Annotated in this window: 11 protein-coding genes; 7 read left to right on the top strand and 4 right to left on the bottom strand. The window is 41.3% G+C overall.

The genetic code is table 11. The features are described 5' to 3' along the window. Positions 1-90 precede the first annotated feature (90 nt). Positions 91-963, top strand: a complete 873-nt coding sequence (locus HC733_RS18160; RefSeq protein WP_190366421.1) for a porin — start codon at positions 91-93, stop codon at positions 961-963. A 173-nt stretch (positions 964-1,136) separates the two neighbouring features. On the opposite strand, the gene HC733_RS23435 is transcribed toward HC733_RS18160, so the two are convergent. Next, entirely contained in the window at positions 1,137-1,265 is a 129-nt protein-coding gene (locus HC733_RS23435; protein WP_274602039.1) for a hypothetical protein, read from the bottom strand. Between the two features lie 331 nt (positions 1,266-1,596). On the opposite strand from HC733_RS23435, the gene HC733_RS18165 reads away from it, so the two are divergent. The 4 genes from HC733_RS18165 to HC733_RS18180 all read left to right on the top strand — a co-directional run bounded on the left by HC733_RS18165 (position 1,597) and on the right by HC733_RS18180 (position 9,712). Next, entirely contained in the window at positions 1,597-2,709 is a 1,113-nt protein-coding gene (locus HC733_RS18165) for a response regulator transcription factor (RefSeq protein ID WP_342366031.1), read from the top strand. 88 nt (positions 2,710-2,797) lie between these two features. Then, entirely contained in the window at positions 2,798-3,850 is a 1,053-nt protein-coding gene (locus HC733_RS23575) for an HD-GYP domain-containing protein (RefSeq protein WP_342366032.1), read from the top strand. Positions 3,851-3,917: 67 nt separating this feature from the next. Further along, the gene (locus tag HC733_RS18175) at positions 3,918-6,584 is read left to right on the top strand and encodes an ATP-binding protein (protein WP_190366422.1); all 2,667 of its coding nucleotides are present in this window, start codon (positions 3,918-3,920) and stop codon (positions 6,582-6,584) included. A gap of 50 nt (positions 6,585-6,634) precedes the next feature. After that, on the top strand, positions 6,635-9,712 hold the full coding sequence (locus HC733_RS18180; protein WP_190366423.1) for a PAS domain-containing hybrid sensor histidine kinase/response regulator: 3,078 nt from the start codon (positions 6,635-6,637) through the stop codon (positions 9,710-9,712). 165 nt (positions 9,713-9,877) lie between these two features. On the opposite strand, the gene HC733_RS18185 is transcribed toward HC733_RS18180, so the two are convergent. From HC733_RS18185 to HC733_RS18195, 3 genes are all read right to left on the bottom strand, one after another. Beyond that, positions 9,878-11,668, bottom strand: a complete 1,791-nt coding sequence (locus HC733_RS18185; protein ID WP_190366424.1) for an ABC transporter transmembrane domain-containing protein — start codon at positions 11,666-11,668, stop codon at positions 9,878-9,880. Between the two features lie 128 nt (positions 11,669-11,796). Further along, a complete protein-coding gene (locus HC733_RS18190; RefSeq protein ID WP_190366425.1) occupies positions 11,797-13,047 on the bottom strand; it encodes a sensor histidine kinase in 1,251 nt (416 codons plus the stop codon). A gap of 7 nt (positions 13,048-13,054) precedes the next feature. Beyond that, a complete protein-coding gene (locus HC733_RS18195; RefSeq protein ID WP_190366426.1) occupies positions 13,055-13,774 on the bottom strand; it encodes a response regulator transcription factor in 720 nt (239 codons plus the stop codon). 137 nt (positions 13,775-13,911) lie between these two features. Between HC733_RS18195 and HC733_RS18200 the strand changes: the two genes are divergently transcribed. Both HC733_RS18200 and HC733_RS18205 read left to right on the top strand, forming a co-directional pair. Further along, positions 13,912-14,586 carry an ABC transporter ATP-binding protein gene (locus HC733_RS18200; RefSeq protein ID WP_190366427.1) on the top strand — a complete coding sequence of 225 codons (675 nt, stop codon included), beginning with the start codon at positions 13,912-13,914 and terminating at the stop codon, positions 14,584-14,586. Then, positions 14,576-17,077, top strand: a complete 2,502-nt coding sequence (locus tag HC733_RS18205; RefSeq protein ID WP_190366428.1) for an ABC transporter permease — start codon at positions 14,576-14,578, stop codon at positions 17,075-17,077. The genes HC733_RS18200 and HC733_RS18205 overlap by 11 nt, the downstream gene beginning before the upstream one ends. The last annotated feature ends 39 nt before the right edge of the window (positions 17,078-17,116 follow it).

The following is a 17,116-nucleotide window of genomic DNA, read 5'->3' on the forward strand; positions in this document are numbered from 1 at the left end:
CTGCGCAATTCAACGGGGGTAAAAGTGCCTAACGTGTCTTTGTTGTGACGCCAGTGGTCAAATTGTGCTTTAATTTGCTCTAATGATGTTGTGGTATTCATTGATCACACCTTAGTTGTCGATTCATTATCCTATATTGGCTTTAAAGCTATTCACAGCTTTGCTGCCAGTTGGAGCGCGCAATTACATGGCGAGTGGCGATTTGATACCGCAGATGAAAACAATATAGCCAGTGCTAGGCGCGCATACACAGCAATTTTCTCCCCTTTTGGACGCCTCGCCATTGGCAAGCAACGTTCGGTATCTTATCAGTTTATCGCTGACTACATTGAGATGTTCAATTACTCTAGCAACCCACTTACTTACCCGCCTGACACTGACTTTTTCATTGATAACTTTGTCACTTACAGCGACAAATATGGACCTTTTAGTTGGATAGCTGGCGCGAAATTTAATGGCTCAAATGACGATAAACAAAGTGATTTAGTTAATATTGGAGTCAGCTATGATAAAAAAGGCTTACATGCGGGTGTTAGCTATTTAAGCAAAGAGCGATATAGTAACGCTCAATTACTCGGTCAAGACACAGCATGGGCTGGTACATTTGTGTATCAGTTTCATCCACGCATCTATGGTGCGCTGTTTTATCAAGCTAAACGTTACCAGCGCACGCCAGAAGCAGCTGATAGAAACGGATTTACAGCGGACTTATCTTTATCTTATCAGATAATGGAGCACTACAAGTTAACCACAAGAGTGATTGCTTTTGACAATGACTTTGCACACGCTGATGTGAGAAATCAAGCATACACAGGTCACGCACTCACTTTAGAGTGGCAACCAAGTCGCCCTATCAGAATACACATAGAATATTTAAACAAAGATTTTGATAATCAGCCAGATATCAACGCTATCTCGATAGGGCTGCGCTATGACTTTAGACATCGCTTGCAACTAAAATAGCCCACGACAAAGGTGTTCAAAAAATATCGCTAAATTAAATCAATATCTTACAGACAACCTCTACTTCGTTTAAGTTGTGGCAAACAGTACTTTGAAAGTGGCGCCTGCAAACTCATTTTTACCATTCACTTCAATATGGGCTCGGTGTTGCTCTGCAACTTCTTCAACGATTACTAAACCAAGGCCTTGATCTTGAGAGATAACCGCCAGGCCCAGCTCAGTTCACTGCGCGTATCTGAAAGTTGCGCAAAGGCAAGTGATGTCATTAGTAAAAGTGAAGGTAGTAATATTTGCTTAGTCATCGTTATTTCCTTTTATGGGTATCATTACAGTGCGAGCACATCGGTGACTCGTTTTCTTTGATATAGAGAAATTAAAACGACAAGCTTTCTGCACACTTACAACATAAAAAAATTTTCAACTGAATCATTATTTGCTGAAAATGTTGGCATCAGAGCATTATTTAAAAAGCAAATATCAAGGTTCATAGTGGTTAACGAAAAGCACCTAAGTTCAATTTGTTACGGTTTCAATAGGGTAAAAATAAAAGCAGCTTGAGTTATTTGCTAGGGGTAACTTCCTTAGCTACTTTTAAATACAGGCATTTAAAAACAATCTAAATTAGGAAGGCTTGTGAAAATATTGTCCGTTGATGATAACCCTCAAAATAGGGCTGTTCTGGAAAAAGCACTGGGCAAACAGTACGAAGTCACTTCTTCTGATGGCAGTGAGCCAATTCTCACACTGATGGAAATGCATCAGCCACAAGTGGTACTTATGGATATTATGCTCGGTACCAATTATACCGGTTATGACTTGGTTAAAGAGATCCGAGGACATGGCGCATATAATGACTGCGAAATTATATTTATTTCTGCTCTAACATCGAGTGAAGACAAGCTCAATGCCTATGGCGCAGGCGGTGATGATTACATTGCTAAGCCTGTGGACTTTCAAGAGTTACGCGAAAAACTCAGACGTGTTGAACTGAGAATCTCCGAGCGTGATAACCTCAAAGAATTATACGAGCTGGCATCAAATACCGCGTTTACGTCAATGCAACAGGCAAGTGAGCTTGGAGAACTCGTTACCTTTTTTACCGACAATTTAGAAGTTACTGATTTAGACATCCTGTTTAACAATATAAAACATTACTACGCCAATGCAGGGGTTAAGTGCTGCGTCGAATTTAGAGTAGCTGGTGAATACCATCAATTTCCTAAAGCGACAATTTCTGATTTAGAGCGTGAAATATTAGAGCTTGGTAGGAACGCCAAGCGTATCGTGCCTTTTGGTTCAAATTTACTTTTTAATTCTCCTTCTTGCTCAATGCTCGTTAAAGGTATTCATGTTAATGATGAGGAAATGATTGGTCGATTACGTGACAACTTTGCCATTTTGCTGACTATTGTCGATAGCCGCATTGACTTTATTGAAGAACAAATTGAAAAACACACTATTCGTCAAATAGCCATTAACAACTTAAAGAGTCAACTCACCGATGACTTTGCCACCATCAAAAGCCTATGCCAGAGTCAAGACGCTCAAATAAGCAAACTCGTTAACGACCTATCTCAGGCCGTGCAGTTAAAAATTATTACCCTAGGCCTTGATGAAGAACAAGAGTCTGAACTGATGGGGTTAGTAGATGAAACTAAAGAGGTCGTTGAAGAAACGTTAGGCCTATCATTTGTGCTCGAAGACAAGCTAAAAAACATCACTGAACGGCTTAAAGCAGTTGAGTAATTACAGTATGCAAGTGTTTAACCTGATAAACATCAACCTAATGGCTACTTAGCAGCCGCATTATTTAATTAGATAGGTCGTAATCACAGTGAAAGAGATACGTAACAGTTCGGTCATCCTTGCAATAGACGACAACCCAACCAACTTGAAGTTGCTAGATAGGCTTCTAAAAGCTAAAGGGTACCGGCATGTTCATCTTCTAAGTGACTCTAGAGAAGTTGTAACGACTTTTCTCGACCTACAACCTGATCTCATTTTACTAGATATTAATATGCCACACTTTGATGGTTTTGAGGTAATGGACGCGCTATTTGCACTAAAACGAAAATTAATGCCACCCATTATTGTTATCTCAGCGCAACAAGGGCTCGAAAGTACACTCACTGCACTACAAAAAGGCGCAAGAGACTATGTAACCAAGCCTTTTGAAAAAAATGAGCTATTAATGCGAGTGCAAAATTTGTTAGATGCCCACCTCGCTCACAAAATGCTCGATAACCAAACGCAAGTATTGGAACAGATGGTCGAGGCTAGAACAAGAGAACTACACAGTACTCGTTTAAGTGTTGTGCAAAGATTGGGCATGGCCGCCGAATATAAAGACGAAGAAACAGGTAATCACATCTTGCGTATGAGCCATATGTGTAAATTCCTGGCGCAAAAACTTGGTTGGTCAGATTACGAATGCGAGCTGATGCTACATGCCAGTCCAATGCATGATATCGGTAAAATAGGCATTCCTGATTCAGTACTACTAAAACCCGGAACGCTAGACGCCGAGCAATGGGAAGTGATGAAAACACATGCCCAAATAGGCGGTGAATTGCTCGGTGGTGATACCTCTGACTTGATGATCATGGCGCGAAATATCGCACTATGCCATCACGAGAAATGGGATGGGTCTGGTTACCCTAATGGCTTAAAACAAGAAGCCATCCCTATCGAAGGAAGAATCGCGGCGATTGCAGATGTTTTTGATGCATTAACCTCTGTAAGGCCATATAAGAAAGCATGGAGTACAGCAGCAGCCATTGATTATATCAAAGAGCAAAGTGGTCATCATTTTGAGCCAAAACTGGTAGATATTTTTGTGCAACATATTGATGAAATCAATCACATTAAAAACCAATTTCAAGACTAGTTTTATGCATATTTACTTGCTAAGCCACCGCGACTCTCATCACCTAGTTAATCAGGAGTAGAGCTTTATGTACATTGAACAAAATTTACTCCATAAATTAGTGCAACTACAAAAACAAATTGCTAATCAAGAAACTGTAAAAACACTTTTAGTAGAAAGAATCATAGAGCTGATACGTGAAAGGTGTGATGACCAAAGGGGCAGTGGTATATATCCAGAGTCATATTTAAGTCATGAACTTATCAACAACTTAACCGAGTATGTCGAACATCCCGATGCGCAAAACAGGGAAAAACTCGAAACCAGCGTTGAAGACATTTGCCATATTCTGTCTCAAAATCACACGTTCGCAAACAGTATGCGTGTTGAAATTATGGAACAGCAAAGCCGCTGCTTGAACGAACGCGTAATCATTATTGACAATATACACACTGAAGGAGACAAGCTTGCCAGCATATTGAAAGCCTCCGGATACGACTGCCAAGTGCTTGATAACATTAAAGCGCTTTATGAATATCTGCATGCACATCAAGACGTCGATATGTCTTTGATGGTTATTTTTAAGTGGAATGCGCCCCTTGAAGAAGGGGATATTCTTAGCAATATTTCTGAAATAAAAAGAATGCTTCCACACGACGCGCTGTTACTTTTTATGTCGAAGTGTATGAATATGCAGTTCAGATTAAAAGCACTTAGAGCTGGCGTTGATAGGTATATCAGAATCCCAAATCATGAAGTATATATCACCTCAATCATGAGCTCATTGTCTGATGCCAAAAAAGATACCCCCTATCGAGCGCTGATAGTCGATGATAGTAAAACATTTTTGCGCCTTTATGGTGAGCTTTTAGCAGGGCAAGGATTTGAAACCTATGAGTTTTCAGATCCATTACAAGTACTGGAACAATTACATAGTTTAGACCCCGATGTCATTATTCTTGATTATCACATGCCGTATATTATTGGTCCTGAGCTATCCATTATCTTAAGAGAACAACCGCAATTTGTGGATGTGCCAATTGTCTTTATATCCTCAGACACTGATTACACCGCACAGCTGTATGCACTGAGAACCGGTGCTGACGACTTTTTGTTAAAACCCGTTGAACAAGAGCATTTTTGTGGTTCAATTTTAGTCAGGGCAAGAAGGCACCGATTAAAAAAAGCGTTAAAAGAGAATCTACAAAAAGAAGTCTATGAAAGAGACAAAGAGCACTTGGCTATTAACTCTCATGCCATCGTCAGTATTACTGATCACAAAGGCGATATCATCTATGTGAACGACTATTTTTGTAAAATTAGCGGCTACAGTAGAGAGGAGCTGCTAGGTCGCAACCATCGTATCGTCAAGTCTGACATACATGATGATACATTTTATAGGGACTTATGGAAAACCATAAAAGGCGGTCGAGTTTGGAAAGGTGACATTTGCAATAAACAAAAAAGTGGTGGCCTTTATTGGGTAAATTCAACCATCACTCCAATGATTGGAAAAGACGGTAAACCCTACCAATACGTATCGATTAGAACAGACATCACCACCAATAAAATGCTGCAGCAGGCGCTGCAAGCTATGGTGATAAGTACCTCTACCACTATTGGCAGTGAATTTTTTGAAGAAACCACTATGGGGCTGACCATAGCAACAGGTGCCACAACCAGTTTTATCTCAATACCAACCGCAACACCTGGTGTTGTAAAAACCCTTTCCCTTGCCCACTATGGAGAGATAATCAACGATTACGAGTACGAATTAAAGCACACGCCTTGTGAAAAAATACAAGACGGTGGTGTATGCTTTTATGAAGAAAACGCGCATTTAGCCTTTCCTCAAGATGAGTGGCTAGTAAAACACAAGATAGAAGCGTATATCGCTGTGCCGCTTGCAACCGTTGGCGGCGATATACTCGGGTATATCGGCTTAATGAGCAGTAATAAGCTGTACAATTGCGACTACATCAAGTCACTTTTAGCGGTATTCGCAGACCGTGTTTCGTTAGAAATGGTCAGGTTGAAAAATGAAGAAAGGCTAATTCAAGCAAAAGAAGAGGCGGATCGCGCAAACAAAGCAAAGTCCGAATTTTTATCCAATATGAGCCATGAACTCAGAACGCCGCTGAATGCCATATTAGGGTTTGGTCAGCTGTTGGAATCATCAGAGAGCCTTGGTGATGAGGACGCTGATGATGTAAAAGAAATACTCAAAGCCAGTCGCCACCTATTGAACCTGATCAATGAGATTTTAGACTTATCCAAAGTAGAGGCAGGCAAGTTTAAAATAGACACCCAAATGCATGACGTTTCTAAAACACTCATTGAATGTACTAAGCTTATCGAAGCCGACTGTACGAAAAAAGGCATCACTTTAAACATTGACAACGTTCAAAGTGTTTATGCGATGTGCGACCCGCTTAGGCTCAAACAGGTGCTACTCAATGTACTATCTAACGCAGTGAAATATAACAGAGAGAGCGGAAGTATTACTGTAAAAACGAAGCAAACCCAACACCACTGCGTGATTTCTATCTCCGATACAGGACAAGGGATTGCAGAGCAAGATGTAGAAAAACTCTTTGAGCCTTTTAACCGACTTAGCGCCGAGCGTTCAGAAACCGAAGGGACGGGGATAGGCCTGACTTTAACTCAGAAGCTAGTTCAACTTATGAAGGGTGAACTACTTGTTGAAAGCAAATGTGGCGTAGGTAGTACGTTTACCATTCAGCTACCTAAATAAACGCTTTAATACATAAAAATGAATATACAGCGAACATATAGAGAGCAAATATGAAGTGGCTTGAGTCAATTCCCTACCCTTATGTCATTGCGTGTTTAACAACGGTGTTACTGAGTTCACTGTTTATTGTTGTGCAAGATTCACCAAGTACGCAAATACAAAGTAGTAATCAAGCGCCTACAAACGCACAAATGCAACTTATCAGCCAAGAACTAACCCAGTTTAATCAGCTTGTAGATACCACAGACAATGACCCTAAAAAGACATTTGCAATATGGAAAGCGAGCCGTGCTAACCTTAGCCACAATAGTTTAAGTGAATATTTTATCCATCAAAACACACTCACTATTGCAGCATCAGATAACCAAGACGATATAGGTAAAGCATTACCTAACACCATAGAGAGCACTCATTTTTTATCCTCAGTGAAAGGCTCTACACCGTATATACATCAAGACGAATATCACCTTTTCGGCGCCATTAGCCTGTGTGTATCAAGCGCTGATTGCTATTATTACCTGCAGATAAGAAACCTACCTTCTAATGTAATAACTCAGAGTAACTTCATTTATATTGGTAATTGGGTGCTCATAGGTTTGGCGCTTATCCTGTTGAATATCGCATATTTAAAGTTTCGGATGCGCACACTTAAAAGTGTACTGGCAACACACTTTGAACAAACTCCCGGTTTTTCGCTTATCAGTATTCGTGATGACATTACTTTACTGACGCAATCCATCGTTAACAAAGCGGCTGCTTCAGACGCCCCGCAAAGCGATAATTCTGAACATATGGATAACCTATCTGCTCAGCTGCAATCCCAGTTTTCACGGTTATCAGCCATCATCAATACCGTAGTTGATGGCATTATCACCATTGATAATGAAGGGATTGTAGAAACATTCAATCCGGCCGCCGAGCGTATTTTTGGTTATAAAGCTGACCAAGTGATTGGCCAGAACGTGAAAATGCTGATGCCCTCGCCATACCAAAATGAACATGACAGCTATATTGATAACTACCTAACAACAGGAGAGGCGAAAGTTATCGGCTTAGGACGAGAAGTGCTTGGTCAAAAAGCGGATGGCGCATTGTTTCCTATGGAGCTGTCCGTTAGCGAGATGAGCGTTGATGGACAAAGAATGTTTACAGGTATTGTAAGAGACATCTCAGAAATTGCAGAGCAAAAGTCACTTTTAAACGACCAAGTTGCGCGTATTAAAGCCATTATCGAAACTGTGATAGACGGGATTATTACCATCGATGAAAAAGGCATTATCGACAGTTTTAACCCTGCTGCAGAAAAAATATTTGGCTATAAAGAGCCTGAAGTAGTTGGCAAAAATATTAAAATGCTGATGCCTGCCCCATATCAGCAGGAGCATGACCAATATCTGGTTAACTATATAACCAGCGGCGATAAAAAAGTAATCGGCTCGGGAAGAGAAGTGCTAGGGCAAAGAAAAGATGGTGCCATTTTTTCAATGTCACTGGCAGTCAGTGAAATGAATGTTAATGGTCAAAGGATGTTTACGGGTATCGTCAGAGACATATCCGACATAGTCGAGCAAAAAGCACTCTTGAACGACCAAGTTGCGCGCATTAAAGCCATTATTGAGACCGTGATAGACGGCATTATTACCATCAATGAAAAAGGCATTATCGACAGCTTTAACCCAGCTGCAGAAAAAATATTTGGCTATAAGGAGCAAGAAGTAATTGGCAAAAATATAAAAATGCTGATGCCTGCTCCATATCAGCAAGAACACGACCAATACCTCGTTAACTACATGACTAGTGGTATAAAAAAAGTAATCGGCTCAGGTCGTGAAGTGTTGGGTCAACGAAAAGACGGCTCGGTATTTTCTATGTCTCTAGCCGTCAGTGAAATGCTTGTTGGCGACAAAAGAATGTTTACCGGTATCGTTAGGGATATCACCGAGCAGAAAAAATACGAAGCAGCTTTAACACAATATCGCCTTGATTTAGAAGAGCAAGTACAACAACGAACCAGCGAACTTGAAAGCGCCACCAAGCAAGCGCAATCAGCCAGTAAAGCTAAATCAAAGTTTTTATCGCGCATGAGTCATGAGCTGAGAACGCCGCTTAACGCCATTATTGGCTTTACTCAGTTACTCGAAGAAGAAGATCTAAGTGAAAGCCAAATCGATAGCCTAAAAGAAATATCTACAGCAGGTAAAGATCTCACTTTAATGGTAAATGAGATTTTACAAGTCGCATCTGTTCAGACTGGCAGCCTGTCATTAAGTATCGAAGAAGTTTTACTGAATGAGAACTTAAAAGAGTCTATTAACCAGCTATTACCCGCCGCTCATCAAAAACATATATCGATATCGTTTGATGAATCGACGCAATATTATGTAAAAGCTGATTACTCAAAACTAAAGCAGGTCATCACCAATCTCATCGACAATGCTATTCGATATAGTGATAACAATACCCAAGTTACGATAGCGCTCAAAAAAGACCGCGATAGCGTTTGTACGCATATCAAAGACACAGGAAGTGGGATATCAAGTGAAAAGCTCGCTAATATATTTGAGCCATTTGAACGTGGTGCCGATGAATACTCTGGAGAACAAGGCATTGGTATTGGTTTAACTATCGCTAAAGAGTTCATTGAAGCTATGGATGGGCAAATCGACGTACATAGTAGTGAAGGAAAAGGCACTACGGTCACCTTTACGCTGCCCCTAGCTAGAATAGAAGACGTCCACCAGAGCAATCAGCACACAGTGTTGTACATAGAAGACAATGCAACCAATAGAAAGCTGATGAAACGCCTCATTAGCCGGTTTGACAATATCGTCTACCATGAGGCCATTGATGGGATTAGTGGCATCGAGGCTGCTAAGAAGCTCAAACCTAGCTTGATCCTACTCGATATTAATTTACCTGATATCTCAGGGTATGAAGTGTTTGAAAAACTTAAACAATATGAAAGTACAAAAAACATTGCGGTGGTCGGTGTTTCAGCCAATGCCATGTCTACCGACCAAGATAAAGCGCGAGATCTCGGTTTTAGTGATTACCTAACAAAACCAATAGAGCTTGACGCATTAACAGACTTGTTTGAATGCATGTTTAAAAAACACACAAATAGTTAAACGTCTATCGGAAAGTAAACACTTGATGGGTAGAATAAAAAACTAACTGCGCCGCTTACCAATCTTGGATGGCGTGGCTTTACCACCTAACTGACCGTCCCCAATAAAAAGCGGTTTATGAGCCACGAGCGCCATCCAACAATCAGGCTTTTGCATCTATACGCTTTATGCTACTTCAAACTGCAACTGACACAAGCGCTGATAAAGCGGATCTGAGCTAATCAGTGTTTGATGATCGCCTTGATTTACCACCTTGCCTTGCTCCATAACGACGATACTATCGGCATGCTTTACCGTTGATAATCGATGGGCAATAATCAATGTCGTGCGGTTTTTCATAAGCTCTACTAAAGCCGCTTGCACGTGAAACTCACTTTCTGAGTCTAGCGCACTGGTTGCTTCATCTAACAGTAAAATACTAGGGTCTTTTAAAATTGCTCGGGCAATCGCAATACGCTGCTTTTGCCCACCCGAGAGCCTAACACCTTGCTCGCCCAAAAAGCTGTTATATCCTTCAGGCAGCCCTTCAATAAACTCGTGCGCATGTGCTTTTTTAGCAGCGTTTATCACTTCTTCATCACTGGCGGTTGGTTTACCATAACGAATGTTATGGATCACATCTGCACTGAATAATACAGGGTTTTGTGGTACTAGCCCCATTAACTTTCTAAGTTGTGTTAAAGGCAATGACCTAATATCTATACCGTTGAGTGTAATAGTGCCTTGTTGTGGGTCATAAAAGCGCTGCAACATCTCGAACAAGGTACTTTTTCCCGCACCAGAAGGGCCAACGATAGCGACAACCTCACCTTGGTTTACGGTCAAATTAATCTGGTTCAATGCCAGTTGTGAACGTCTTGATGGGTAGCTGAATGACAGCTGTTTAATAGCGATCGCGGTACCTAAGCTTATATCTAACGGCGCATCATCCTCAGGGCTTTGCAAATCGCTTTGTACGTCTAGCAGTTGTAATAACCTTTGTGCGGCCCCGGCAGCACGCTGAAGCTCGGAATAAACTTCAGCAATCGTTGCTACCGACATCGCCACCATCACCGCATAAAACACAAATGCGGCAAGGTCGCCTGCTGTTATTTCACCTGCAATAACATCGCTACCACCAACCCACAGCATCACCGTAATGGCACTAAAAATGACAAAAATAGCAATAGCAATCAACAAGGCTCGCTGTTTTATCCGCGCTTTAGCGACCACAAAAGCAGACTCAACCTCTTTGGCAAACGCCTTACATTCTGCTTTTTCTTGGGTATAGCTTTGCACCACCTTAATATTTTGAATGATCTCTCCAGCATAAGTGCCTATATCGGCTATGGCATCTTGACTGCTACTGGCGAGGCGCCTGACTTTTTTGCCAAATGCAAACATCGGCAATAATACCAAGGGTACAAATGCAACCACGATGAGCGACAGTTTTAAGTTAGTGACAAATAACATTACCAAACCACCAATCAATGTTAGCGAACTGCGCAGAGCCATCGAAAAAGAAGAGCCTATAATGGATTGCAACAGGCTGGTATCAGTGGTTAATCGAGATGTGATCTCTGCACTGCGGTTTTCTTCAAAGTAATTGGGATGCAGATACACGATTTTTTCAAGTACCGCTTTGCGCATATCTGCAACTACACGTTCGCCAAGCCAACTCATCAAGTAAAAGCGAAAAAAAGTACCAATAGCCAGCAGTAATATCATGGCAATCATACTCATCGCTGCAACATTGAGTTGCGATGTAGAACTTGCGACAAAGCCACTATCAATGACTAATTTGACTCCCTGACCTAACGACAAAGTAACCGCGGCAGTGACTATTAATGCAATGAGCGCCAAAACAACCATAACTTTGTAAGGTTTAACGAACGCAGCTATTGGGAGCAAACTTATGATCCCTTGCGGTTTTTTATCATCATCACTGGGAGTATGTGAAGAAATCGATTTATTCATGCTTTTGGACTTCCCTAAACAGGCTTTCGTTTAGCATGCCTGTTTTGACAGAACAAATACAGTCTGGATTTAGTCTCGCTATAGTGTAACCTCGCCGATTATCTGCAAAGTGTGGATCAGTTCTCGCGTTAAAATGCAATTTCTACGCGTGTGCCCAATGCACTACTTGCGAGCGAATACTGCAGTGAAAGCTTTTCACACAAACGTTTAACAATGTTCAAACCCAAACCCAAACCTTGGCTATTTTCACCTTTAAATCCGTCTTCAAATACTAACGACTTCTCATCGTTGCCAATCCCCTGCCCAGTATCTTCAATACACAACGTGTTATTACTAAAGGAAATGGTGATTTTTCCTTGTGTCGTGAATTTAAACGCATTACCTAGTAAGTTATTGAGCAATATAAGCAAACTGGTCTGTGCGACTGGCACCTCAATTTGACTATCAACATTAACAACCAACTTAATATCTTTTCCTGATAAATGCTCATATTGCTGTATGACACTTTGTTCTATTGCTGACAACAAACGGCTTTTACCTTCCCCGAGCGAGTCTTCGCGCGCTAGCGCCAGTAAAATAGTCAAACTTTGTTCAATTTGTTGCTGCGCTGCGTCAATACGCTGCACTAATGATGACTGTTGCGCGTCCAAATTCGTCTGCTTTAATAGCGTCAAAGCGCCTTGGCTAACGGTAACCGGTGTTCTTAGCTCATGAGATACATCACGCGTAAATAATTGCTCACGACGAATAAATGCGCGAATACGCGATAACGCTGATTCTAGCGTTTTGGCAAATGTGCCAATTTCATCGTTATTGAATTTTCTGGCAAACCCTTGCGGCAGTTTATCAACAGGCGCATTAGTTAAAATATCCATAAGATCATCTAAAGGCTTCAACAAGCGTTTAGAGATCTTATAAGATGCAAATCCCATCACAATCGCTATCAAGCAAGCAAATGCAAAAATAATGAGTAAAAAATACACCATACCTTCGGTGAATTTACGCACCACTAAATGCTCGCTTACTTCTGCGACTAGATAACCTGGTTGGTCTTTTAGTGTTAAAAGATGAAAATGTTGACCGTTTTCACCCGAAAATTCACGGCGATTTGGCTCTTCGCGCAAACGTGTTAATACCGGCTCTGGCAGTAACTCTTGATACCTAACATAATGCACAAAATCCAGTTTTGGTTGCGGCTCTTGACCTTGTGATATCTGAGTTTGTACAACCTTAACCTCATCTTTAAGTAAGTCGTAAAAAAACTCATCTTCAACATTATAAGCAATAAAAAAACTACTTAATCCAAATAAAATGCTCGTCAGTAGAGTACTACCTACAAAATAGATAACTATACGATTACGTAACTGCGTTATTTTCATATTTTGTTTACTCTTTATTTGCTGCGGCAGCCGCTGCTGTGGCAGTCGCCTCAAGCGCAAAGCCAACGCCATGTAAAGTTTTAATCACAGGAGACGAAAACGGTTTATCTATCGCTTTGCGCAGCTGATAAATATGCGAGCGCAATGCATCAGAGTCCGTAGGCTCATCACCCCAAATTTTTTCACATAACTCGCTACGGCTAATAGCTCTGGGGTGAGCTTCCATCAACACCCTTAATATTTTTAGCGGTATTGGTTGTAAAACCACTTCTTTTCCTTGGCGGGTAACATGATGAGTTTGCTTGTTTAAAGAGATCTCACCAACGGTGACGGTATGCGAGGTATTTAACGTATGACGTTGCGATAATGCCATACAACGTACCCATAACTCTTCCAAAGCAAAAGGCTTGGTCAAGTAATCATCGGCTCCTTGGCCAAAGCCCTGTAACTTATCATCCAGTGTGTCTCTGGCTGTCAGCATGATAATAGGAATGTGCCTATCTGCATTTTTCCTAACTTGTAAACACACCTGCAAGCCATCCATTTTGGGCAACATTAAATCAAGCACAATACAATCATAATAGTTGCTCAGAGCTAACGATAATCCTTGCTCTCCGTTGTAAGCAAAATCGATCACCGCGCCTTTTGATTCAAAATAATCGGCAATATTTCGGCTAATATCCGGCTGATCTTCCACCAGCAGAACTTTTATTGAGCTTGTCAGCATTATTACTCCATCCATAAGCAAGCTATGTGTCACATATAGTAAAAAACAAAATGTGAAACAAATGTGAAATCAAGCTTCACACAGCCTTCACACTAGGCCTGCCACCTTAGCATGATAATTATCCAGGAGTATACGTCATGCAAAATAGTTCGGGCATTGCCTTATGCGCAACTAAACTGAGTCACCAAGTAACCATCAACTCTCAAGACAAATTAAATTTAATCAATCAATTATCTTTGACAGTGCACGGCGGCGAACAAATTGCCATTACTGGCGCATCAGGCTGTGGTAAGTCTACTTTACTTAGCCTGCTCGCTGGACTTGAAAACGTACAACAAGGCAACCTAACGTTTACACATAATGGTCAGTCAGTCGAACTGGGGTATTTACGTCAAAATAGCGGCTTTGTTTTTCAACAATTTCACCTGCTACCTGAGCTTGATGCGCTCAATAATGTTGCACTCCCCCTAAAGCTTCGAGCTATTAAAAATGCCGAAGCAAAAGCCGCTCAGTGGTTAGACAATGTTGGTTTGTCTCATAGAAAAAATCAGCCAACCACTAAGCTCAGTGGTGGTGAGCAACAACGAGTTGCGATAGCCAGAGCATTTGTGAACAAACCAAGCATTATTTTTGCTGACGAGCCCACCGGTAATCTGGATGAGCAAACTGCCAGCGAGGTGGCTTCTTTAATGTGTGAATTTGCCCGCCACAATCACACCACGTTGGTACTAGTGACACATAATTTAGCGCTTGCAAAACAATTAGATAATCAATACAGCCTAGAAAACGGAGCGCTTTCGCATGTTAGCTAATCATAAAACACCTGCTTTGAATGTGTGGGCTCTTGCGCTACAGCAAGCCATATTACACACCAAACGAGGGCAAAACTGGTTAACATTAGCAAGTTTAAGTGTTTTGTTTTTCTATTTGAGCTTTATCACACTGGTCGCGCAAGGTGTAGATAACTACCTAAATCAAAACCTTAAGCAACTTTTAGGCTCTGACAGCGTTATTCAAATTAATCGCCCGCTCCCAAACAAGGCGCTTAGTGCATTAAAAGGTATAACCAGTAAAAGCAGTCAAACTCAGTTGTATAAGTTAACGCTTACACACAAATCTAATCATCAATTTGTGCAGTTAAAAGCTGTTGATGATAACTACCCTTTACAAGGTCAGTTAGAATACAGCCACAGTAAAGCATTTAAAGGCAAATACAGCGCGAAAGCACCTGCGATTAATCAAATATGGCTAGAGCCAAGGCTTGCCTCTGCACTGGATATAGAAATCGGCGAAACACTCAAATTGGGCAACACTCAGTTATTGTTCAAGGCTTATTTATTACATGAACCTGATCGCCTACACGAGGGCCATTCAAGCGATATGCGCGCTTTAGTCCACGTTGACAGTATTCAAGCACAGCAGCTAGAAGCCAAGCAGTACCGATACCTGTTTAATCATGATGAAGCACGTATCACTGATATTCAAAACATCCAAAAAACCATGCCTGACAGCCAGTTATTCAGCAAAGTTCTCGGGCAGCATCCAATTTCTGCTATTTACCAAAGGGTAGAAAAATTCTTAGGTCTTTTGAGTGTATTACTGATCATACTAGCTGGGATCACACTGTCACTGTCGCGCCATAAAACCAGTAATGCGCTAAGCCGCCTTATCGCAATATGCTTGGCTAATGGCATGAACAACCAATACAAACTGCATATTCTGCTGTGCAATAGCCTATTTACTTTGATTCTAAGCTTCACACCCGCAATGGTGTTAGCTATGTTAAGTGCGCTGTTATTTGAGCAATCCACGCAAAACTTGATGAACGATTTTACACTTATTTGGCAACCACTTGATTTGCTAAACGTGCTGGTATTGTGCAGTACATTGTGTATTGGACTATCTTTGCCTATCTGGTTAAAAGTATTGCGTACACAGCCCGCTGAGCTTTTATCGGCGCATAGCGCTAAGGCTGAACATTTGTCTCTTAATGCAATTTTCCTGTGTTCAATGATGGCTGGCATTATCTATTTATATTCAGATAACTGGACCCTAACCGCACTGTTACTAGGTAGCTTAAGCTTATGTATTATTGGATTATTGGCTGTGAGCATATTGGTGCTGAACCTAGGTCGATGGGGACTTGGCAGGCACGGCAAGTTACTGGGTTTTACTTTGTACTTAATGCGCCAACGGATCACTGTTAAAGCCGCGCAAATGATGTCTTTAGGTCTAAGTATCACCTTATTATTGATGGGCGCTCGCGTACATCAAGACATCACCTCTATGCTTGAGCATTTTAAATACGAGCAACAAGGTAACTTGCTAATCACCCAAGTAAACAATGATCAAAAAACGGCGCTTGAGCAGTTTTTAGCAAGTAACGGTAGTGAACTAAAAGAGCTTTATCAATACCAGTATGCACAGCTCACACACATCAATAATACCCCGCTGCATGATGCCAATATTCCCATCAGTGATACGCTCAGTACCGTACAAAAGCCCATTCGCTTGCATTGGAATGAGCGTTTGCCCCAGAACAATAAGCTACAACATGGCCGCTGGGATAGCACTGTTAACTCAAATACACTGATTAACATTTCTGTTGAAGACGAAGTATTTAACGAGCTAAACCTCGAACTTGGCGACCAAATAAGCATGCAAATGGCTGAGCAAACACAGGTGTTTAACGTGGCATCTGTACACAGCTTTGTATCTGGTAGTAGCAATATAACTTTTTGGTTTGTAGCTCAAACCCCAGTGCCAGCACCTAACGTGTCAATATACGCTATGGGTAGCGCACAACTATCAGAAAAGGCCTGGCCGCAACTTGCCAACCTCTGGCAAGCGAACCCAACCATGCGATTACAGTCTATAGATAGTTTATTATCAAAAACACGCTCTTACTTAAACGTACTAACGGGCGCGGTGTTTATCTACAGCTGTTTGATAAGCATACTGACCATACTACTGATCATCGCTGCCATTGAGAGACATTTATTAGACGATAAAAAACGTAATGGCTTGTTGGTTAGCTTTGGCTTGAGTAAAACACAGCAGTATAAAATAGCAGCCTACGAATGGCTTATAGTTACTCTTCTGCCCACTTTAAGTGCTTACGCTTGTGTGTATTTTACAATGAATGCATTTTATAAATATGAGTTAGCGCTACCCTACAAGCCAGACTACGTCGCTTTGCTAATGCAAGCCCTTTGCATTGTGCTTATTATCACAGTACTTGGTCTGTTCTTTACAAGAAAGCAGTTTACAAATAACGTTAGAGGCTTACTGGTGGAGCAATAAGTGTAAAGGGCCTTGTAAAGGCCCTTTACACTAGGTTAC

The organism is Pseudoalteromonas sp. S16_S37, assembly GCF_014694405.1.
GTDB lineage: Bacteria > Pseudomonadota > Gammaproteobacteria > Enterobacterales > Alteromonadaceae > Pseudoalteromonas.

Coding starts and splice junctions, on each gene's coding strand:
- HC733_RS18185 (WP_190366424.1), bottom strand. CDS start 11,668: ATGAATAAATCGATTTCTTCACATACTCCCAGTGATGATGATAAAAAA.
- HC733_RS18190 (WP_190366425.1), bottom strand. CDS start 13,047: ATGAAAATAACGCAGTTACGTAATCGTATAGTTATCTATTTTGTAGGT.
- HC733_RS23435 (WP_274602039.1), bottom strand. CDS start 1,265: ATGACTAAGCAAATATTACTACCTTCACTTTTACTAATGACATCACTT.
- HC733_RS18180 (WP_190366423.1), top strand. CDS start 6,635: ATGAAGTGGCTTGAGTCAATTCCCTACCCTTATGTCATTGCGTGTTTA.
- HC733_RS18195 (WP_190366426.1), bottom strand. CDS start 13,774: ATGCTGACAAGCTCAATAAAAGTTCTGCTGGTGGAAGATCAGCCGGAT.
- HC733_RS18205 (WP_190366428.1), top strand. CDS start 14,576: ATGTTAGCTAATCATAAAACACCTGCTTTGAATGTGTGGGCTCTTGCG.
- HC733_RS18175 (WP_190366422.1), top strand. CDS start 3,918: ATGTACATTGAACAAAATTTACTCCATAAATTAGTGCAACTACAAAAA.
- HC733_RS18200 (WP_190366427.1), top strand. CDS start 13,912: ATGCAAAATAGTTCGGGCATTGCCTTATGCGCAACTAAACTGAGTCAC.